This is a genomic window from Azoarcus sp. CIB (assembly GCF_001190925.1).
Classification (GTDB): domain Bacteria; phylum Pseudomonadota; class Gammaproteobacteria; order Burkholderiales; family Rhodocyclaceae; genus Aromatoleum.
Genome location: NZ_CP011072.1, coordinates 4993054 through 5014296 on the forward strand (window position 1 = coordinate 4993054; position 21243 = coordinate 5014296).

The window sequence follows — 21243 nt, forward strand, 5'->3', positions numbered from 1 at the left end:
CGTCTTTTGACCAATTGATCTACACGAGGGGAAACCATGTTCGAGAATTTCAACCATAGTGCTCTGCGTCTTGGAGCGCCAGGCGCTTTAGCGCAGCGTTTGCTGCCGAAGCATCAGGGTCACTATGTTGATGCGCATTGAGGAAACCGACCATGCGACAAGTGCGTATTAACCAAGGCAACAATGGTCCGGAGCTGCAATTCCCACACACCTTCAATGTGGCAAGTGCCTTGATCGATCGCCATCTGGACGAGGGACGGGGAAAAAAGACTGCGATCCTTACCGTCGATGAAACTGTCAATTACGAAACTCTCGTCACGAACGTCAACCGGTACGGCAACGCCTTGAAAAAAATCGGTTTGCTCGCGGGAGACCGGGTGCTGATGGTCATCAAGGATGCGCCGGAATTCTACTACGTGTTCTGGGGATGCATCAAAACGGGGATCATCCCGGTGCCCCTTAACACCATGCTGACATCGGAAGACTACAAGTTCATCATTGCCGATTCGGGCGCGAATGTGCTGGTGTATTCCGAAGAGTTCAAAGACCAGATCACCGCTGCGATCATGGCCGAAACTCCGCTGCAGCATGTATTACCGGCGCGTCACGTTGCCGGAAGTCTGGCCGAACTGGCGCGCGATGAGTCACCAACGCTGGCCGCAAGTCCGGCTGCTGCGGATGACGATTGTTTTTGGCTGTATTCCTCCGGAACCACTGGCCGGCCGAAGGGAGTGGTCCACGCCCACCGCGATATTGTCGCCACCAGTCAGCTCTATAACGTCGGAATTCTCGGTGGAAACGTGAGCGATATCTATTACTCGATCCCCAGGCTTTTCTTCGCCTACGGACTGGGGTGCGGCATGACGTTCCCGCTTTGGGTCGGCGGCACAGCAGTGCTTGACGCCCGTCGTCCCCTGCCGCCGATTACCGCCGAGCTTTTCGCCCGATTCAAGCCGACCATTTTCGCCGCGGTGCCGACCTACTTCTCTGCATTGCTGGCTTCATCCCTGTTGAAGTCGGAACACGTGGTGACGCTGCGTCGCTGCGTTTCCGGCGGTGAAGCGTTGCCTGAAGAATTGCAGCGACGCTGGAGGCAAATCGCACCCGCACCCATCACCGATGGCATCGGCTCGACAGAAGCCCTCCATATCTATATATCAAACACAATCGACGACATTCGTCCCAATTCCAGCGGTCGTGCAGTTCCCGGCTACCAACTGCGAATTATTGACGAAAACGGAGATGCAATTCTCGACGACAGCCCCGGTCGCCTGTTGGTCAAGGGGCCATCGGTGACCCGGCGCTACTGGAACAATCCGGCGAAAACTGCATCCTCGATTGTCGATGGCTGGCTCGATACCGGCGATACCTATTACCGCGATAGCGATGGCTATTATTACTACTGCGGACGTAATGATGACATGCTCAAAGTCGGGGGAATCTGGGTATCTCCATTCGAGATCGAAGCGGCCCTGATTTCCCATCCGGACGTACTCGAGGCGGCGGTAACCGGTCGGGCGGACGATGCGGGTCTCATCAAGCCCGAGGCATGGATCGTACTCAAGATTGCGGCATACGCCGGAGAACTGCTTGCCGAGGATATCCGAACTCTCTGCAAGACCGCCCTCGCGCCATACAAGTATCCCCGATGGATCCATTTTGTTGATGAGTTGCCGAAGACCGCGACTGGCAAGATCCAGCGCTTTAAGCTCAGAAATGCGGCTCATGACTGATCCCGCAGGCAACTCAACAGCAAGCGCTCCACGAACCCCATCCTTACGTAGCCACGGGTGAGCCCATTCCATTACACACATCTCAAAGCTCACCGAGCTCACGGGAGTGACGCAGGCCCGCGGCGAAGTCGGTGACGCGCTGTAATCCGAGCCAGAGGGACATGCGTCCAACCGAAATCCCGCTCTCGGCGGGCAAACGCCTCACATTTCAGAATGTCGGATTTTTGCAGGAGCCTCTATCCACAATCAAGCCATTGAGAAGTACCGATCTCAATGCTTTGGTAAGGGTCTTTCCCGTTAGTTCGTTCGGCCTCCGATACCATTCAATGAGTACTCCGTCATGGGCCGCCATCACGATTGATGCCAGTTCATCACTACCGGAATCGGACCGAAATACACCTTCGGTTTGGCCTTGTGCGATCAACTGTTCGACGTGCCCATACATCCGACGGTAAATGGCCTTAGCCCTTTTCTCAATATCATCTCCGGTACCGGAAAAATCGATGGACACAAGAATAAGCAATAGGACATGCTGCGGCTTAGTCACCCCTAGGAGTGCTTGCATGTTGATGAATTTCACCAGCTTCGCGTCGGCGAGCGGACCCGCGTTCGCCATGTACTCATCGATCGGATCAACAATGTACTTTTCTGCTTCCTCAAGGAGCATCAGCATGATTGCGTCTTTGGTCTTGAAATAGAAATAGATCGCACCCTTGGTCAATCCTGCTCTTGCCGCGATCATGTCGATCGTTGTCGCACGGTAACCATTTTTGACGAAAAGATCGAGCGCACAGCCCAGTATATTCTCGGTACTGGCCTTCCTCTGCTCTTCCTTCTTGTTCAGCTTTCTCATGATGTCTGGAGATGTTCCAATGGATTTGCCTCTCGGCACTTCAGAGAAGGTTGGCAATTTTAAGTGAGAACGCCGCATTCTGAACGTTCGCCAGCCAGTCGACCTCGGGTTGTCCAGAAAGCGGTACGCGGCCACCGTCTCCGCGGATTGGCCAACAACCATTCCATCAGCACCTTCGCCCGCTTGTCCAGTTTCTCGTCACCCAGCGCCATCCCCGAAAATTCCTCCGCCACCCAGGCCTTCGTCGCCAATCGGTCACCCAAACTGTAAGAGTAGACGCATTTTACGCTGAGTTTACAATCGCTTGGTGTAAGTGATTGAAGGTCAATGGATATTTCGGTCGGCGCGTTGGTGGTGAAGAGTTGTGTATAATAATATAAATTACAAGAGTATTTCGTGATGTACGGAATTGATGGATACCTGACTTCGAGCATCACCGCGCGGGCCGGGATGCCCACTTACACTCGAGGCAGTGGCTTTTCGTGAGCATCGACAGTTGAATCAGCTCGCCCAACGAGCGGACGCCCAGCTTGCTCATCAGCCGCCCCCTATGCGCCTCCACGGTTTTGGGGCTGATCCCGAGAAGTCGGGCGATTTCCTTGCTGCTATTTCCATCGACGACGAGATCGAAGATTTCCTTTTCCCTCAGTGAGAGGCTTTCCAGGCAATCACGATATTTGTCGCGCTCACTTTGCTTGCCGATCGCCTCCTTACTCTGAGTCAGCGCAGCATTGACCGCATCAAGCAGATCCTGATTGCGATAGGGCTTCTGCAAGAAATCTATTGCGCCCTTCTTGATCGCCTGCGCGCCCATCTGCGCATCCCCGTATGCCGAGAGAAAAATGATCGGCAAATTGAAGCCGCGCTGGCACAAGATCTCTTGAAGCTGCAGCCCGCTAAGCGCCTGCATTCTCACGTCAAGGATCAGGCAACCGTAGGAACCTGAAATATCCGCGTCGAGAAACGCTTGCGGCGAGTCGTACATCTTCACGTCTAGCGCGATCGAACCAAGCAACCAGCTCAACGAATGGCGGACCGACTCTTCATCATCGACGACGAACACGGTCGGCGAAAGGTTTTCGACCTGCATTGTCTCCTCCTTTGTTCATGGCCTTCGCCGCCCGAGACTCTTCGGTCTTCATGTCGGCGCGGACCTCTCCTACATCGGCAAGGTGAATTGAAACCGTGATCCCCCCCTGCCGATCCTCGAAAACGAAAGCTGCCCGCCGTGCGACTCGACGATCGAGCGGCAGATCGTCAAGCCAATGCCCATCCCATCGGGCTTCGTGGAAAAGTATGGTTCAAACACACGCTTCGCGGACCGCTTCTCCAGGCCCGTGCCGTGGTCCTGGACGAAAACCTTCATCGCCCCACCCTCGCCGACTATCTCGCTTCCGATGACGAGCTTGCGCGCCTCGGATGGCAGGCCCGTCATCGCCTCCATGCCGTTCTTCATCAGGTTGAACAAGACTTGCTGGATCTCTACCTTGCACAGCGGCACCAGCGGTGGATCCTCCAGTAATCGGAGGTCGACACTGACATCATGACGACGGACCTCGAAATTGAGGAACGAGAGCGCATCCTTGATCACCTCGTTGATGTTCTCGGGCTCCTTGTCCGGTTTATGCTTGCAGACGAACTCCTTGACGTGGCGCAGTATCTCGCCCGCTTGCTCGAGATACTTCAGCGCGAACCCCATGGACTCCGAAATCTCCCCCACGCCTTCGACCCGCTCGAGACGGAGCATGCAGCCGTTCAGGTAATTGACCGCCGACACCAGCGGCTGCCCCATCTGGTGCGCGAGGGCGGCCGCCATTTCGGCCATCGAGTTGATCCGGCCGAGCCGCGTGAGCTCCGCGTGGCGCAGCCGTTCGAGCTCTTCGATGCGCTTGCGGTAGGTAATGTCGGTGAAGGCGGCGACGACGAACTGCCGGTCCTTGCGCTCGATCAGCGACGAGCTGACGCTCAGCCAGCGCAGCTTGCGCGCCTTCTCGTCGCGCATCCCGATTTCGATGTTGTTGATCGAATCCTTCTGAAAATCGCGGATCTGCCACGGCAGGCGGTGCCGCGGGATCTCCGTTCCGTCGTGCAGGAAGAAGCGCAGCGGCAGTTTCCGCCAGCTCTCGGGCGAGGCGCGCCGCAAGCCGGCCATCTCCGCGAATTGGCAATTGGCCTCGAGGATGTCGCCCTGCGGATCGGTGATCGAAATCCCGATCGGCAGCATGTGGAAGAGCTTCTGGTATTTCTCGCGATTTTCGTTCGCGGCCTCCTCGGCGCGCTGGCGCGTCGCGACTTCCTCCTCCAGGCTCGCAACGTGCCGGCTAAGCTCCACCGTCCGCTGCTGCACGACGATTTCGAGCTTCTCGACGTCGGCCTTCAATTCATCCTCGATCCGCTTGTGCTCGGAGATGTCCTGCACCACCCAGATACTTCCGAGTTGCAGGTTGCGCGGGTCGAGCAGCGTGCCAGTGACGATGCACCAGATCAAGGTGCCATCCTTCCGAACGAACGGACGCTCGTCCTTGAAAGTGTGCTCGCGCTCGAAAAAATGGCCGTACTTCCGGCCGATTGTCGAAAACGATTCGTCGCTCGGGTAGTGCACCCGGACCGATTGGTTGTCGAGTTCTCCGGGCTCGTATCCGAACAATTCCTCGTATCGTCGGTTACAGCGCTTGATCGTGCGGTTTCGGAGATGGCAGATGGCCACGGGCGTGTTGCGGAAGATCGCCTCGTAGCCGACCGAGACGTCCTCGCCCTGCTCATCGTCGAATTCCACCGCGACCACGTCATTCTTCATGGAGCACTACCTCCTCGCAACCGGCAACCCGGGAACCGGTCTATCTAACCGCGCGCTGGCCCCATTGGCCGCCGATCCGACCCCGTCAACCCTGAGCACTTCCGATTGTGCGCCCGTGACGCAGCGGCCGCACTAGGGACAACCCCTCTTTGCTTAAGTGTTCGCACCAATTGGTCACGTTCGGCGAATGGTGCTTAAATTCAATTCACGGGGCCAGACTCGCGCTGCCGAACCTGACTCCTCCGGTGCATGATACTCGTCTGCTTCCAAAATTGTTTGGTTTGCAATGAACCGCAGAGGCTGTCGTGAGAATTCCTCTTGTTACCGAAATACAGAGGTTCAGCCTGCAGGACGGGCCCGGGATCAGGACGACCATCTTCCTGAAGGGCTGCCCGCTACGTTGCCCGTGGTGCCACAACCCCGAAACCCAGGACGTGAGACAGGAGTTCTACTATTACCCGGCGCGCTGCGTCGGCTGCGGCCGCTGCATGGCCGTCTGCCCCGCGGGAACATCCCGCCTGGTGCACAACTCGGACGGCCGCACGATCGTCGAACTCGACCGCACGGACTGTCAGCGTTGCATGCGTTGCGTCGCCGCCTGCCTGACGGACGCGCGCACCACGGTCGGGCAACGCATGAGCGTCGAGGAAATCCTGCGCGAAGCGCTGTCCGACTCCCCCTTTTACCGCAACAGCGGCGGCGGAGTCACCATCAGCGGTGGCGACCCTCTCTTCCATCCTTCGTTCACATTGGAGCTGGCGCGCAGAATCAAGGAGCGCAACGTCCACGTCGCCATCGAGACTTCCTGCTTTCCCAAGCGTTGGGAGGTTATTCAGCCGCTGCTGGAATTTGTCGATCTGTTCATCGTCGACCTAAAATCGCTGAATCCAAAGAAACATGAAGAAGTCGTTGGTTGGCCACTTCAGCCGATACTCGACAACATCGAGCATCTCATGCGATCCAAGGCCAACATCCGCATCCATATTCCCGTGATCCCTGGATTCAATGATTCCCCCCAGGATTTCGACGACTATATTAGTTATTTGAGTCGCCATACCATGCAGCTGGAGGGTGTCGATATTCTAAATTACCACGTCTATGGAGAAGGAAAATATCGCTCCCTGGGCAGGGAAAAAGAATATCAATATTTAGGTGTGGAAGAGAACCCGCCCGAGAAGGTAGTACCTCTTGTCAAAGGTTTGAAGCTTGCAGGCATCAAGAACGTAACGATTGGCGGTTTGGTTGGCATCACGGCGGACAAAGACGAGACTGATCGCGATGCCGCCACAAGGTGTATTACATAAACAATAGGAGACTCATCTATGGAAACCACCACATGTAAGCAGTGCGCAAACTTCTTTCCTCTTCCCAAGGATGCCGATGATTACGAAGCCGGCAAGGCAGATTGCGTGCGCGAAAAGGAAGATGACAAAGGCAAATACTGGCTCTCCAAACCTATATTCGAGAACAGCACGCGATGTGAAGCCTTTCACGCGAAACGATAAAACCAAAGTTCGAGGAGACTGCCATGAATGACATCGCAAGCGCCAAGGTACTGGAATACAAGGGAAAAACGCTCAATTTCACACCTGAAGATCCGGCCGAAGCAAAGATTCCATCCGACGAGTTGCACGAGCATCTGCAAAAGCCGTCGACCGCAAGAACCAAACGGCTGAAGGAGCGTTGCCGCTGGAAACACGCATCCGCAGGCGAGTTCATCGAAAAGAGCGTCACGGCCGGCATCGAGCGCATGCGCTATCTGACCGAAGCACACAAGGCTAGCGAGGGTCAGCCGGAAGTCATCCGCCGCGCGCTCGGCTTGGCGAATGTTCTGAACAAGTCAACCCTGGTGCTTCAAGAGGACGAATTCATCGTCGGCTACCACGCCGAAGATCCGAACATGTTCCCGCTGTATCCCGAATTGTCCCACATGGCGGTTCAGGACTACCTGAGGAGCGACTACTCGCCTCAACCGGCCGACGAGGCTGCCGCGATCAATGATTACTGGAAGCCGCACAGCCTGCAAAGCAAGTGCCAGCCCTACTTCGACCCGGCCGACCTCGGCCGTATGTACCAGGTCAGCAGCATGGAGGCCCCCCCCTTCGCGTCCGGTTACAACAGTATCGTACCGCCCTACGAAACCGTCCTTGAGGACGGCCTGCTGGCGCGCATCAAGCTCGCCGAGAAACATATCGCCGAAGCCCAGGCCGACATGTCCACCTTCCCGTGGAACGGCACCAAGGGCCTAGACAACATCGCCAAGATCGACCACTGGAAGGCGATGGTCATCGCCTGCAAGGCGGTCATCAGCTGGGCGCGCCGTCAAGGCCGTCTGTGCCGGATCGTCGCCGAGAATTTTGAAACCGATCCGAAGCGTCAGGCCGAGCTGCTCGAAGTTGCTGACATCTGCCATCGCGTTCCCGCCGAGCCCTGCAAGGGCCTCAAAGACGCGATGCAGGCGAAGTTCTTCACCTTCCTGATCTGCCACGCCATCGAGCGCTACGCGAGCGGCTACGCGCAGAAGGAAGACACCCTGCTGTGGCCGTACTACAAGGCCTCCGTCATCGACAAAAAGTTCCAGCCGATGGACCACATGGGCGCGGTGGAACTCGTCGAGATGGAACGTTTGAAGATTTCCGAGCACGGTGCCGGCAAGTCGCGCGCCTATCGCGAAATCTTCCCGGGCTCGAACGACCTGTTCATCCTCACCGTCGGCGGCACGAACGCCAAGGGCGAGGACGCATGCAACGACATGACCGACGCCATCCTGGAAGCGGCCAAGCGGATCCGCACTGCTGAGCCCTCCATCGTCTTCCGCTACAGCAAAAAGAGTCGCGAAAAGACGCTGCGATGGGTTTTCGAGTGCATCCGCGACGGTCTAGGCTATCCGTCGATCAAGCACGACGAGATCGGCACGGCGCAGATGAAGGAATATGCCAAATTCAGCCTCAACGGCAACGGCGCCACCGACGAGGAAGCCCACAACTGGGTCAACGTGCTGTGCATGTCGCCCGGCCTTCACGGTCGCCGCAAGACACAAAAGACCCGATCGGAAGGCGGCAGTTCGGTCTTCCCGGCCAAGGTGCTGGAAATCACGCTCAACGACGGCTACGATTGGTCGTACGCGGACATGCAGTTAGGCCCGAAGACGGGTGAACTCTCCTCGTTGAAGACCTTCGAGGACATCTGGGAGGCCTTCCGCAAGCAGTATCAATACGCGATCAACCTTGGCATCAGCACCAAGGACGTGTCGCGCTACTTCGAGCAGCGCTACCTGCAGTTACCTTTCGTGTCGGCAATCGACGACGGCTGCATGGAATTCGGCATGGACGCTTGCGCCCTGTCCGAACAACCCAACGCCTGGCACAACGAGGTCACGACGGTCGTCGCGGCGAACTCCCTCGTGGCGATCAAGAAGCTGGTGTTCGAGGAGAAGAAGTACACCCTGGAACAACTCAGCCAGGCACTGAAGGCGAACTGGGAAGGCTTCGAGGAAATGCGCGTCGACTTCAAGCGCGCGCCAAAGTGGGGCAACGACGACGAATACGCCGACAGCATCGTCTCCCGATTCTACGAGGAAGTCATCGGCGGCGAATTGCGCAAGATCACCAACTACTCTGGTGGCCCGGTCCTGCCGACCGGTCAGGCTGTCGGCCTGTACATGGAAGTGGGTTCGCGCATGGGCCCGACGCCCGACGGCCGCTTCGGCGGCGAAGCGGCTGACGACGGTGGCATTTCTCCCTACATGGGCACCGACAAGAAAGGCCCGACAGCGGTGTTGCGCTCGGTGTCCAAGGTGCAGAAGAACCAGAAGGCCAATCTGCTGAACCAGCGCTTGTCGGTACCCATCATGCGCTCCAAGCACGGTTTCGAGATCTGGAACGCGTACATGAAGACCTGGCACGAACTGAACATCGATCATGTTCAGTTCAACGTCGTCAGCACCGACGAAATGCGCGCGGCGCAGCGCGAACCAGAGAAGCACAATGATCTCATCGTTCGCGTGTCCGGCTACAGCGCCCGGTTCGTCGACCTTCCAACCTATGGGCAGAACACCATCATTGCCCGTCAGGAACAGGACTTCAGCGCGTCCGATCTCGAATTCCTAAACGTCGAAATCTGAAAAAAGCAGCCAAACGGAGGGGCAGCGTTCTGCGCCCCTCCACCCATAGTCAAACCAAATATATTGGAGCCATAACATGGAAGCGGAAAAGAGCTTGCAAAACCAGCCGTATACCGAAGTCGGCACAGCGAAGCCCTGCCGGATCTGCAAGTGGCAAACCCCTGACCCCACCGATCCGCACCGTGGGCAGTGCACCGCCAACCGCCACGCCATGGGCGGAGTCTGGAAACGCTGGCTTAGGGACGTCGAGAACACGACCTGCTCCAGGCATGAGGAAGGCAAACTGAGCTTCCGCGACCACGTCTGAACACCGGACAGAAGTGGCTTACCTCCCGACCGCGTTGACGATAGATCATGAAAACCTCTCCTAGCACAAATGGCTTGTTCATCCCGGAAGTGGACCCCTACTACTATGTAAGTACGGAAAACCAGAGCTTTCTCGATAAATTCGCCAAGATATCCAAAAAGCACCCCGTCAACGTCTTGGTGGTCGGCAAACAGGGCTGCGGCAAGTCCTCTCTGGTGCGGCAATACGCCGCCGTCAACAGGCTGCCGCTGGCGACCTTTCAGATCGGCATCCTGTCCGAGCCGGGACAATTGTTTGGTGAATACGCGCTGGAGAACGGGGAAACGCGCTACAAGCAGTTCCTCTTCCCTCAGGCCATCCAGACGCCCAACTGCGTCATCCATCTTGAGGAGATCAATCGCCCCGAACACCCGAAGGCGTTGAACATGCTGTTCTCCATCCTCTCCGATGATCGACAGGTATGGATGGACGAACTGGGCCTGCTGCAAGTGGCGCCCGGGGTCGTTTTCTTCGCGACGCTGAACGAGGGCGCCGAATTCGTCGGCACGGAGCTACTCGACCCGGCCCTGCGCGACCGCTTCTATGTCACGACCATGGATTTTCTGCCGAACGAAGTCGAAATGGAGGTGCTGGAAAAGAAGACCGGCGTAACAAACGAGCAGGCCAGGGAAATCATCACGGTGGCGAACAGCATTCGCGCCAATGCCGACCTCGGCGTCGACGTTTCCACACGCAAGATTCTGATGCTCGGCGAGATGATCGCCGCCGGAGGTACGCTGCGCGAGGCCATCGTGACGAGTCTCCAAACCGACAAGAAGACGCTCGAGTCGGTTTTGCTGTCGCTGCACGTCAATCTGGGGAAGGTGGAAAAGAGCAAGACCGAATACGTTCAGTACATTGCCGCCTAAGGTTTTCCATGGCCAAGAACAAGGACACCACACTTCGGCTGATGAACAGCGCGGGAGACGTCAAGCGCTTCGTCATCCCAGGTGAGGAAGGCTATTCGGACTTCTGGCGTCGCGACAAATCCCCGATCGAGTCCGTCGAGTTGGTGAAGCTATTGGTCGCGATTCGCAAACTGTCGACCTTCATCGGACGCAACGTCGGCGAAATCGTCTGGTCGGGAATGGAACTCGACAATGCGCTCGCCCTCGATCCAACCCCGATCATGGGCACGTATCCGGTTCCGGCGGGAAAAACCGATCTGATGGTCGGCATCATGGTGCAAGAGGCGTACAAGCGTGTCGAGTGGTCAGAGCGTCTGCGCGAGATGCTCAGGCTGCGCGTCCAGCCCCCGACGCAGTACGAATACAAGTTCGACATGTTCTTCACCCTTTGCGAGTCCGTCTACGTCGACGGCCTGGCCAACAAGAGCGTGCTCGGTTACTACGCCGAGGTGGCGCGTGACTGGCGTATCGTCAAGACGCTGAAGAGCCTGATCAAGCCGCCCACCCTCTCCGAGATGTTGCACCTGTGGTGGCGCTTGGCGGCCCATCGCGACCCGGAACTCTACAAGCAGGGTCACAGCGATCTCACCCTGGGTGGCCTGGTGATGCGGGGTAGCCTGGACCAGTATTACAGCAAGCCGATGCAGACCATGAACAGCATCGTGCCCGCCCTGCGCCACGACTGCCCGGCGCTCTCGAGCGTCAGCGATCGGCGCGATTTCCGCCTTGATCTCTATGAAAAACTCTGGTGCGAAGTGCTCAAAAACATCCGCTTCTGGCCCGGGGATCGCAGCGATCGTTTCATGATCCCCGACATGGGCGATGATGAACTGGCCCAGGAAGAGGCGGAGCAAGCAGCAGTCAAGGCCACCATCGTCAATTACGCCAACCTGATCGAGGCGGCGCTGCCGCAGAAGAACCGCGATTTCACCGATCAGATCAAAGGGAACGTGGCAAATTTCGAGAACGTCGCCCGAGTTGAGGGCAACGACATCGTCATGATGGCGCGCAACCGCGTCGATCGCCACCTTTTGCACAAGCTTGAGCAAGTGGTGCGGAACGCCACCGATCGCCGCAGCGTCTTCAACCGCGGCCTCAGTTCGGGGAAGATTCATAGTCGGCGGCTTTACCGCGCCCACACCACCGGCGCAGTGTTCCAACAAAAGAATCATGAGTTCGACATGCGCAAGAATGTCGTACTGCTGGTGGACGCGACGGGGTCGATGGCCGACCCGACGCAATGGGACCAGGCGGAAATGATCTACCAGACGCTGTTCACCGCGATTCTGGAATACACTAGCAACGCGCGACTATTCGCCTACAACGATGTCAAGAACGCGTGCCGCATCACCGAGATCTATCGTGGTGGCCGCATGCTGACGGTGCTGCCGCACGGAAGGACTGCTTCCGGCGAAGCCATCATCGCCACGGCATTGAATACCCGCACGCCGGGGAAAAAAACGCTGCTGATCCACATCACCGACGGCGCCTCGAATTGGGGGTGTGGCGTGGCGGATGCCATCAAGTATTGCAAGGGCAACGGTATCAGCCTGCTCACGCTCGGCATCAGTTGCAGTCTGTCCGCAAAGCAATCGCTACGGGACGAATACGGCACTCTCGTGAAGTTCGTCGACAAGACCGAACAATTGCCGAAGTTGTTTGGCGAGTTGATCATCAGTGAAATGCGTGAATCGAGGACGCCACAGAAGTGAACTCGTCCTTGCTCGACCACGTGCTGGAAGCCGAATGGCAGATGTTCGTCCGCGTCAGGAGCGCGCGGCACGCCCCCTGTCAGAGCGCTCCAGACAACTTCAAGACGATCCGCTCCAGTCTGTTCGAGACGTGGACGCAACCGATGCTCGCCTCCTATCTTGCCGATCTGGAACAGGCCGAGGCGGTCGGCCGCAACCTGCTTGCGGAAAAATACGCGCGCATGGACAACCTGATTCCACCACTGTCAAACAGCCCGTTGATCGACATCATCGTCACGATGGAAAGCAATTGGCAGGAAGAGTTGGGACGTCGCTATCCCGCCCTTTATCGGCGATGTTGCCGCAGCATGGATGAAACCGGCGACGGCCGGAACTTCGGAATCTATCTGGGCTGCGAACTGGAAACCTACGGCGATCATACATTGCAGCTGTATTTCGAGAATATCGAGGCAGCCGTCGCCGCCAATCGCAATCTCGCGCTCGAGGCCCTGCGTCGACTGGTATGCAAGAACGGCTATCGCGACCTGGATCACGCCGAGAGCGTATTGAAATACGGAGAGACGGCATGAACATCGACGTCAGGCTGAATCTGCTCGGCGTATTGGGCATCAAACAAAGCGAGCTTGCCATCGATACACCGGCGAATGCCACGGTCGCCACGTTGATCAGCTTGATCGACCAGCACAATCCCGGCTTCGCCGCGGCACTGACGAACGACAGCGGAGGCATCTCGCCCCAGTTCGTATTCTTCATCAATGGCCGAAACGCCGTACATCTGGATGGCATGAACACCAGACTCGACGCAGGCGATGTCGTCAACGTGATTCCGGCCATTGCCGGAGGCTGAAAGGGGGCGTCACATGATCGTCGACCGGCCGGAATCGCATTTCATCTTCGTCGTTCCTCTGGATCACGTCGAGTACCGTTACAACTACATCAACCTGCGCGGCGAACCGCTGACCAACAAGCAATATCTGGAACATTGGGGAAAATGGCTTGTGTTCGGCCTGCGCGAGGAAGTCGAGGAACTGGCAAGGAAGCTGGACCCTTATGTCGAGGAAAAGAAGATTCCCGCGGTCAAATACGACCGCAAGCTGATCACTGAATTCCAGCTCAACCGCTGCGTCATGTGTGTCTATTGCCACGATGAAACCAAGGACGAGGTTTGGGAAATCCTGGCCGCGTTGGGCGTCATGGACAAGGCATGGATGTACGAACGGGAGACGCTGGAGAAATGGCTGCCCGGCGGCGTCAATCTGGAAAAATGGATCCAGGGACGCGGGCTGGATCATGAACAAGCTGAACGCGTACGCGCCGATGCACGTGCGAAGTTCAAGAAAATGTTCGCCGACGAGAATGAAATTTTCACCGGCGTCTATCAGTAGTCGGAACCGTGTTCGGCCAAGCCATGCCCCTTCCCGCCCCCGGCCGCGAAACCGAGTGGATCGCCGCACGCGCCGAAGCCTCGCGCTACGTGCTGTCCGAACACGTGATCCGCTCGCTGATGGCCGGATCCGTCAACGGGGCGCAGATCGAAGCGGCGCTACGCACCGGCCGCATCATCGAGGAGCACAGGCACGTTGAGCGAGTCCCGGCCTACCTGCTGTGCGCCGTCCACGACGGCAAAGCGGTGCACGTGATCGCTGCACCACAGGCCGATGGCGGGCTTGTCGTCACGCACGCCTACGTCCCGGCGCCGCCCTTGTGGCGCACCGCCTTGCATCGCTCCGAGGGGATAGCTGCAATGTCCGATCCGATCACGACCTGCTACTTCTGCGGCGGAGCCATCAAGCAGGTGACTGTCGGCAATTTCGACTACCGCCTGGAAGGACGCCTGTACGTCATCAAGAAGGTGCCCGCCGGACTGTGCCAGCAGTGCGGTGAAAAATACGTCGACGCCAAGGTCGGCCGACGGCTCGACGCACTGATCGCGCAGCAGGCCTTCACCGGCAGCGAGACCGTCGGCGTGATCGACTTCGCGGCTGCGCTGTGAACGGCCTGACCCTCGCCGAGCGGTATTTCGAGCGTTACGGCGGCGACCTGCTCGATGGTGAATTCGCCGCCTGGCGCGAGCGCATCGCGGTCGGACTCGCTGGCGATGGCTCCGACTGCCTCGGGTTCGACGATGAGCAGTCGCGCGACCACGACTGGGGTCCGGGCTTCTGCCTGTGGCTCACCGACGCAGACCACGCCGCGATCGGCGCCGCGCTGCAGCGGGCCTACGAGCGGCTGCCGAAGTCGTTCGCCGGCTTCGGGCGCGCGGTGACCGAATGGGGCAGCGGACGGGTCGGGGTGCTCGAGACCGGCGCTTGGTACAAGCAATACGTCCGCCACCCCGACGGCCCGCAGACGCTTTTCGACTGGCTGCGCATTCCGGAAAAGGATCTGGCAGCCTGCACCGCCGGCCGCGTCTTCCACGACCCGCTCGACGACTTCTCGCGGCGCCGCCGCCGACTACTCTCGTTCTATCCCGACGATGTCAGGCTCGCCAAGATCGGTGCCCGCTGCATGTCGATCGGCCAGTCGGGGCAGTACAACTTCGCCCGCGTGCTCGCACGTGGCGAGGTGTTCGCGGCGCGATACGCGGAGACGAAGTTCTGCAACGATCTGATGTCCCTCGTCTACCTGCTGAACCGCCGCTATGCACCGTATTACAAGTGGCTGCATCGCGGCCTGCTCGCTCTGCCGCGGCTGGGCCGCGTCGTCCATGCGCAGGTCAAGGCCCTGGTGTCTGCGGGCGATGCCGACGAGAAGCGGGCGCACATCGACGCGCTGTGCGCGGCAGCGATCGCCGAACTGCAGGCCGAAGGGCTGACCAGCTCAGACAGCCGCTTTCTCGTCGATCACGGTCCGCTGATCCACGAGCGCATCCACGACCCCGCTTTGCGGCGCCTGAGCGTGCTGGTCGGCTGAGCGAGCGCCAACGGAGACCCTTCATGACGAAACGCGTACTGGTGATCGGCGGCAGTTATTTTTCCGGCCGGGTATTCGTCGAGGAAGCGCTGAAGATGCCCGGCGCCGAGCTGCACGTCTTCAACCGCGGCCATTTCCCGCTGCGCATGGAAGGCGTCACCGAGCATGTCGGCAACCGCGAGCACCCCGAGGAGGTCCGGGATGCGATCCCCGGTGGCGAATGGGACGCGGTTGTCGATTTCTGCGCCTACACGCCCGCTCACGTTGAAACGCTGCTCGGGAATCTGCGCGGTCGGGTTCGCCAGTTTCTGCTGATCAGCACGACGACCGTCTACCGGAACCCAAGCGGCGGGCCGCTCGACGAGAACGCCCCCCTGCTCGACGGTCCGCAGCCGGAACTGGGCGAATACGCCGGTTACGGCTATGAGAAATGCCTCGCCGAAGACGCGGCCCGGCGCGAATGCGAGCGACTGGGGATCGGCCTTACTGTGCTGAGGCCGGCGATCATCTATGGCTATTACAACTACGCACCGCGCGAGACGTATTTTTTTGACCGCCTGCGTAACCGCGAACCCATCGTGATACCCGACCCCACGCGGTCGTCGTTCAATTTCATCTGGGTCGTGGATATGGCGCGCCTCCTGTGGCGCTGCATCGGAGAGCCCGGCGTGGTCGGGGAGACCTTCAATCTCGCCTCGGGCGAGGCGGTGACCTACTCGCGCATCGTCGAGGCGCTCGGCGGGATCGTCGGCAAGCCGGTCGAAACCTTGCCGCTGCCGGTCGGGGAAATCACGCGCCGCAACATTCCGCTGCCCTTCCCGCTCGACGGGCCGCTTCTTTACAGCGGCGCGAAGATCGACCGTCTTTTCGGGTTCGAGCACACGCCCTTCCACGTCGGCCTGCGTGAGGCGCTGAAGTACTACCTGATGACGAAACGACGCGAGGCCGCAGTTGGCGTGGCGCCATGAATGCCGACCTGATCCTTTGCAATCTCGTTGCCTTCACGCCCGGAGCGCCGACTCACGGTGCGGACCTCGTCGCCATCCGCAATGGTCGTATCCTGCACGTGGGAAACCGCTCGGCGCGCGCGTCCCTCACAGGCCCGCACACGCAGGTCGTGGACTGCCAGGGGGCAACCCTGATTCCGGGTTTCAACGACGCGCACTGCCACCCGGTCGCCTTTGCGATGACAACCCGCCATGTCGATTGCGGGCCGCCGCGCGTCGCGAGTATCGCCGATCTCGTCGACGCCCTGCGCGCCCGTGCGGTCGAGACGCGCCCCGGCAACTGGCTGCGCGCGGCGAACTGCGACCCCGCGACTCTTGCCGAGCGACGGCTGCCGAACCGCTGGGAGCTTGACCTCGCGTCGCCCGCCCATCCGGTGATCGTCGTCGAGCGCAGCGGGCAACATTGCGTGCTCAACAGCCGCGCGCTCGCGCTATGCGGCATCGATGAGTCCGCGCGCTCGTCCGACGCCGGCGCAATTCACCGCGACTCCGCGAGCGGCCACGTCAACGGCATCGTATCCGGCAACCACGCCCAGGTCGCCGCCGCGCTGCCGCCGCTCGCGCCCGACGAGGTCGAGGCTGGATTGCGCGCTGCCGACCGCGTCTTCCTCGAATCGGGGATCACCTCCCTGCAGGACACGAGCTGGTCGAACACGCCTGCACATTGGCACGCGATGGCCGACTACAAGCGGCGCGGCCTTGTCACACCGCGCGTATCCTTGTGCGTCGGCGCCGACAGCATCGAAGCGTTCGCCGAGCTGGGGTTGCGCACCGGAAGCCCCCATCGCGACTGCGCGCCGGAAGCGCTGCGCATCGGCGCGGCGAAGATCGCGCTCGACGAGAGCACGGGCGATCCGGATCCGCCGCAGGCGCTGCTCGACGCCACCGCGCTCGCGGCGCACTGTGCCGGGTTCCAGCTCGCATTCCACGTGCCGGACCTCGTGCTGCTCGACCGCTCGCTCAACACGCTCGCATGGTTGGACGAGGCCGGCCTCACACCGTCGCTGCGGCCGCGCTTCGAGCACTGCCCGGCCTGCCCGCGCGAATGGCTGGACCGCGTCGCCGCGAGCGGCGCGATCGTCGTCGCCCAGCCCGCGCTGCTGCCGCTGGCCGCGCCGGCGCTGCATGCCTCTCCGCCCGACCCGGCGCAGCCCCCGCTCTTCCCGTTCCGCTCCTTCCTGCGCCACGGCATCCCGCTCGCGTTCGGCTCCGATGCGCCGCTCGCGTCCTGTGCGCCGCTCGAAGGCCTGAAAGCCGCCGTCACACGGCGCGACGATGCAGGCCGCGCGGTTGCCGCCGAAGAAGCGATTGCGCTCGCCGAGGCGCTGCGTCTCTACACCCGGGGCGGCGCGTGCGCGAGCGGCGATGAGGACGCGACCGGGACGATCGCAGCCGGCCGGCGCGCCGACCTCGTGCTGATCGAAGGCGCAGGCGATTGGGCTGGAGCCGCCGACCTGGCGCGGGCTCGCGTCGCGATGACCCTGATCGGCGGACGGGTGGTGTGGGCGCGCTAGCGCCGCAAGCGCATCCGCTGCGCACGGGGCCATACGGGAACCGCGCCGGGCAGCGGCCGCTTACGGCGCTACTGCCCGTTCGCCCTGAGCGGCCACGGCGCCGCCTTGACCCATCCGTCAAAGTCGCCCACCGGCATCGGCGGGCCGACGTAATAGCCTTGCGCCTCGTCGCATCCGAGGGCGATCAGGCGTTCGAAGATTTCCCGGTTCTCGACGCCTTCGGCAATCACCCGGATACCCAGGCTGTGGCCGAGCTCTATCGTGGAATGCACGATCACTCCGGCATCGCGGTCTTGCAGCATCGGAAGCACGAACGACTTGTCGATCTTGATCGCATCGATGGGCAGTTTCTGCACATACGCGAGCGACGACCAGCCGGTGCCGAAATCGTCGATGACGATGCGAAAGCCCCGGTCGCTCAGGCGACCGAGCGTCGTTTGGGCAGCATGCGGATCCACCATGATCGAGCTCTCCGTGATCTCGAGTTCGATCCAGCGCGCCTCCGCGCCCCAGGTGATCAGCGCGTTCTGCAGGTATTCGTTCAGGCGCGGATCGGCCAGATTGCGCGCCGACAGGTTGATCGCGATCGGCACGCGCAAACGCTTCTGCTGCCAGCGGTGGCAGGCCGCCAGAGCGGCGTCTGCGACCCAGCGCGTGAGCGGCGCGATGAGTCCCGTGCTCTCGATGAGCGGGACGAAACCATCGGGAGAAATGAGGCCGTAGAACGGATGCTGCCAGCGCGTCAGGGCTTCGAGCGCGACGATTTCGCGGGTATTGAGATCGAGCTTGGGCTGGCAGTAGAGCACCAGTTCGCGCCTTGCGATCCCCGCGCGCAATTCCCCCATCAGCTGCAAGCGGCGCGGATTGTACGGATCCTGCTCGGCGCTGTAGAGCGAGTGGGACTTTCCGTCCTGCTGCGCGCGGTAGAGCGCGACTTCCGCGTGGCGCATCAGGACTCCCGCTTCGTCGCCATGACCGGGAAAGATCGCGAGGCCGACGTTGGCGCCGATCTCAATGCCGAAATCGGCAAGCTCGAACGCTTCCTCGAAGCGGGCGACGAGGCGCTCGGCCAGTTCCGAGGCGGCCTGGGCGCCGAGACCGGGACAGAGCACGGCGAATTCGCGGTCGCCGCAATAGGCGAGCGCGTCGTCCGGGTGCAGTACGGACCGGATCCGCGGGCCGATATCCTGTAGCAGGCGGTCGCCGTGCGTCTGGCCCAGCGTGTAGGTGATCTCCTTGAAACGCTCCAGCGAAACGATCAGCAAGGCGAATGGCCGGCCGGCGGCACGCGCGGCGGCGACCGCCTGCTGCAGCATCTCCGTGAGCTGCGCGCGATTGGGCAGATCGGTGGTGGCGTCGAAGAACGCGAGGTGCCGGACCCTTTCCTCGGCGACCTTGCGAGCCTTGAGGCTGCGCTGCAGCGACCGCTTGTTCGAAATGAGCTGCCGGGCCAAGGCGACGAGGTCCACGTTCTGGGTCGCGAGCTCTTGCTGCAAGGCGTCGCGCGCCTGCTTCATCGTCACCAGGTTCCGCACGCGGGCGCGCAGCTCGTGCGGCGAGAACGGCTTGGTGACATAGTCCTGCACCGATTCGGCCAGCAGTTTCAAGCGCAGCTCGGCATCGGCGCTCGCCGAAAGCATCAGCACCGGCAGCTGGGCGAGCGCCGGGCGGGCGCGCAGTTCGCGCACCAGTTGATCGCCGTCGAGCGTCGGCATCACCAGATCCGTGACGACGAGGTCCGGCGGCTCGGCGAGCGCCAGCGCGAGGGCCGCCGCCCCATCGGCAGCCGGCGCGACGCGATAGTCGGCGCCGAGCACCTCGACGATGTATTGCCGCATGTCGGCATTGTCCTCGGCGACGATGACGAGCGGCAGGTCGTCCGCCGCGGGCCGATCGCGCTCAACCGCCTTCACCGCGTCGAAGGGCTTCACGGCCCCGATGACCGCATCGATGTCCCGCAACTCGTCCGCCGCAGGTCCGGCTTCGCGCCCGGGCGCGACCGCCGATCGCCGCGGCAGTTGCACCTCGAACAGCGCACCGCCTTCGGGCGCGTCCGATACCGCCACCGTTCCCCCGTGCAGTTCGGCGAATTCCTTCACGATCGCGAGGCCCAGTCCGGTTCCCCCGAATCCGCGCATTTCGCCGCCCCGCCCCTGTGCGAATCGATCGAAGATGACCGGGCGCATGTCCGGCGCCACGCCCGGCCCGCTATCGCTCACGCGGAGCAGCACGCGGTCTGCCCCCAGGGCTTCGAGCGCACATCGGACTCGCCCGCCGATCGGCGTGAATTTGAAGGCGTTGGACAACAGGTTCAGCACGATGCGGGTCATCTTTTCGGAATCCGCTGCGGCGACAAGCGTAGCGGGCGTCGCCACTTCGTAAGCGACGGAACGCTGCGGCGCGAGTGCTTCGAAATGGGCCGCAACCGTGCGGACCAGATGTGCAAGATCGACCTGCAGACAGTTCGCCCGCAGCTGGCCGGCGTCGAGCTTTGCGAGGTCGAGCAACTCATTGACCTGCTTGAGCAGCATCGCCGCGTTGCGATGGATGACTCCGACGTCGCGGCGCTGCAAGTCGGTGAGATTGTCCCCGTGCGCCAACATCGACTCGGCAGGCCCCATGATCAGCGCCAGCGGCGTGCGCAACTCGTGGCTCAGGTTGGCGAAGAAACCGTTCTTCAGCGCGTCGAGCTGACGCACTTTGTCAATGAGCTGCTGCAATTCCGCGTTCTTGTGCGCGAGCTCGATCTCTGCGTGCTTCTTCTCGGTGATGTTGCGGCCTTCCGGCAGCAGAAAGACGACCCGCCCCTGCTCGTCCCGCACCGGCTGCAGCGAGAAGTCGATGACGACCCGCTCCTTGCCCGCGGCGGCCCCGTACACTTCGAGATCGCATCGGACGAATTCGCCTGTCCGCGCCCGTCGCACGAGATCATGCGCGACCTCGCGCAACTCTTCCGACACGGCCCACCAGCGCGCTTCCCAGAAAGGCTTGCCCCGTATGTCATCGAGCTGCACGCCGGCCCCGTCGAGCGCCCGCCGGGAGATATCGACGATCCGGCCTTCCGGGTCGAGCAGCCCCACGAACTCGAACATGCCGTCGAGGATGATGCGTGCCAGTTTCTGCCGAAATGTCGCATCGTCGTCGGACTCGTTGAGGACCGAATCGCGAACGCGAACCGTTGACGCCTCGGAGAATAACTGACGATCGAACGTCGACATGCGTTACCTTCTACGGCCGAACCCTGCCGCCGGCTGCCCGGGGTCACGTTACGAGGGGATCCGATACGCAGTTGCACTTCCCGGGCCACAATGTGCTGCGAGGCGCCGTTCCGAGGTAA

The 21243-nt window shown here is 60.8% G+C and carries 18 protein-coding genes and 1 pseudogene; 14 read left to right on the forward strand and 5 right to left on the reverse strand.

Features of this window, described 5'->3' with window-relative positions; translation table 11 throughout:
* Window positions 1–152: 152 nt before the first annotated feature.
* Window positions 153–1733, forward strand: coding sequence for a benzoate-CoA ligase family protein (locus tag AzCIB_RS22420; RefSeq protein WP_050417929.1), 1581 nt, complete (start codon window positions 153–155; stop codon window positions 1731–1733).
* Window positions 1734–1941: 208 nt separating this feature from the next.
* Here the strand turns inward: AzCIB_RS22420 and AzCIB_RS22425 are convergent, their stop codons facing one another.
* The 4 genes and pseudogenes from AzCIB_RS22425 to AzCIB_RS22435 all read right to left on the reverse strand — a co-directional run bounded on the left by AzCIB_RS22425 (window position 1942) and on the right by AzCIB_RS22435 (window position 5383).
* Window positions 1942–2586, reverse strand: coding sequence for a TetR/AcrR family transcriptional regulator (locus AzCIB_RS22425; RefSeq protein ID WP_050417930.1), 645 nt, complete (start codon window positions 2584–2586; stop codon window positions 1942–1944).
* Window positions 2587–2674: 88 nt separating this feature from the next.
* Window positions 2675–2849: pseudogene (locus tag AzCIB_RS25095) on the reverse strand (transposase DNA-binding-containing protein); the annotation flags it as partial.
* Between the two features lie 170 nt (window positions 2850–3019).
* Window positions 3020–3676: a response regulator transcription factor gene (locus tag AzCIB_RS22430; protein WP_050417931.1), complete on the reverse strand. Its 657-nt coding sequence runs from the start codon at window positions 3674–3676 to the stop codon at window positions 3020–3022.
* Between the two features lie 69 nt (window positions 3677–3745).
* Window positions 3746–5383, reverse strand: coding sequence for a PAS domain-containing sensor histidine kinase (locus AzCIB_RS22435; protein ID WP_050417932.1), 1638 nt, complete (start codon window positions 5381–5383; stop codon window positions 3746–3748).
* 305 nt (window positions 5384–5688) lie between these two features.
* Between AzCIB_RS22435 and bssD the strand changes: the two genes are divergently transcribed.
* The 13 genes from bssD to AzCIB_RS22495 all read left to right on the forward strand — a co-directional run bounded on the left by bssD (window position 5689) and on the right by AzCIB_RS22495 (window position 17906).
* On the forward strand, window positions 5689–6687 hold the full coding sequence (bssD, locus tag AzCIB_RS22440; RefSeq protein WP_050417933.1) for a [benzylsuccinate synthase]-activating enzyme: 999 nt from the start codon (window positions 5689–5691) through the stop codon (window positions 6685–6687).
* 18 nt (window positions 6688–6705) lie between these two features.
* Window positions 6706–6888: a benzylsuccinate synthase gamma subunit family protein gene (locus AzCIB_RS23980; RefSeq protein ID WP_083447108.1), complete on the forward strand. Its 183-nt coding sequence runs from the start codon at window positions 6706–6708 to the stop codon at window positions 6886–6888.
* 23 nt (window positions 6889–6911) lie between these two features.
* Complete coding sequence (locus AzCIB_RS22445; protein WP_050417934.1) at window positions 6912–9506, forward strand: glycyl radical protein; 2595 nt, start codon at window positions 6912–6914, stop codon at window positions 9504–9506.
* Between the two features lie 76 nt (window positions 9507–9582).
* Window positions 9583–9813 (forward strand): benzylsuccinate synthase beta subunit family protein, encoded by a 231-nt coding sequence (locus AzCIB_RS22450; RefSeq protein WP_050417935.1) that lies wholly within the window; start codon window positions 9583–9585, stop codon window positions 9811–9813.
* A gap of 47 nt (window positions 9814–9860) precedes the next feature.
* Window positions 9861–10721 carry an AAA family ATPase gene (locus AzCIB_RS22455; protein WP_050417936.1) on the forward strand — a complete coding sequence of 287 codons (861 nt, stop codon included), beginning with the start codon at window positions 9861–9863 and terminating at the stop codon, window positions 10719–10721.
* An 8-nt stretch (window positions 10722–10729) separates the two neighbouring features.
* Window positions 10730–12472, forward strand: a complete 1743-nt coding sequence (locus AzCIB_RS22460; RefSeq protein ID WP_232299294.1) for a vWA domain-containing protein — start codon at window positions 10730–10732, stop codon at window positions 12470–12472.
* Complete coding sequence (locus AzCIB_RS22465) at window positions 12469–13041, forward strand: DUF4125 family protein (protein WP_050417937.1); 573 nt, start codon at window positions 12469–12471, stop codon at window positions 13039–13041. The genes AzCIB_RS22460 and AzCIB_RS22465 overlap by 4 nt, the downstream gene beginning before the upstream one ends.
* Window positions 13038–13319, forward strand: a complete 282-nt coding sequence (locus tag AzCIB_RS22470; RefSeq protein ID WP_050417938.1) for a MoaD/ThiS family protein — start codon at window positions 13038–13040, stop codon at window positions 13317–13319. The genes AzCIB_RS22465 and AzCIB_RS22470 overlap by 4 nt, the downstream gene beginning before the upstream one ends.
* Window positions 13320–13332: 13 nt before the next feature.
* Window positions 13333–13857: a hypothetical protein gene (locus AzCIB_RS22475; protein WP_050417939.1), complete on the forward strand. Its 525-nt coding sequence runs from the start codon at window positions 13333–13335 to the stop codon at window positions 13855–13857.
* Window positions 13858–13880: 23 nt separating this feature from the next.
* Window positions 13881–14465: a YgiT-type zinc finger protein gene (locus tag AzCIB_RS22480; RefSeq protein WP_050418515.1), complete on the forward strand. Its 585-nt coding sequence runs from the start codon at window positions 13881–13883 to the stop codon at window positions 14463–14465.
* Window positions 14462–15385: a DUF4037 domain-containing protein gene (locus AzCIB_RS22485; RefSeq protein ID WP_050417940.1), complete on the forward strand. Its 924-nt coding sequence runs from the start codon at window positions 14462–14464 to the stop codon at window positions 15383–15385. Before AzCIB_RS22480 ends, AzCIB_RS22485 begins: the two co-directional genes overlap by 4 nt.
* Window positions 15386–15408: 23 nt before the next feature.
* Window positions 15409–16353, forward strand: coding sequence for an SDR family oxidoreductase (locus AzCIB_RS22490; protein WP_050417941.1), 945 nt, complete (start codon window positions 15409–15411; stop codon window positions 16351–16353).
* Window positions 16350–17906: an amidohydrolase gene (locus AzCIB_RS22495; RefSeq protein WP_050417942.1), complete on the forward strand. Its 1557-nt coding sequence runs from the start codon at window positions 16350–16352 to the stop codon at window positions 17904–17906. The genes AzCIB_RS22490 and AzCIB_RS22495 overlap by 4 nt, the downstream gene beginning before the upstream one ends.
* Window positions 17907–17974: 68 nt before the next feature.
* Here AzCIB_RS22495 and AzCIB_RS22500 read toward each other — a convergent pair whose 3' ends face one another.
* Window positions 17975–21124: an EAL domain-containing protein gene (locus tag AzCIB_RS22500; protein WP_050417943.1), complete on the reverse strand. Its 3150-nt coding sequence runs from the start codon at window positions 21122–21124 to the stop codon at window positions 17975–17977.
* Window positions 21125–21243: the final 119 nt, after the last annotated feature.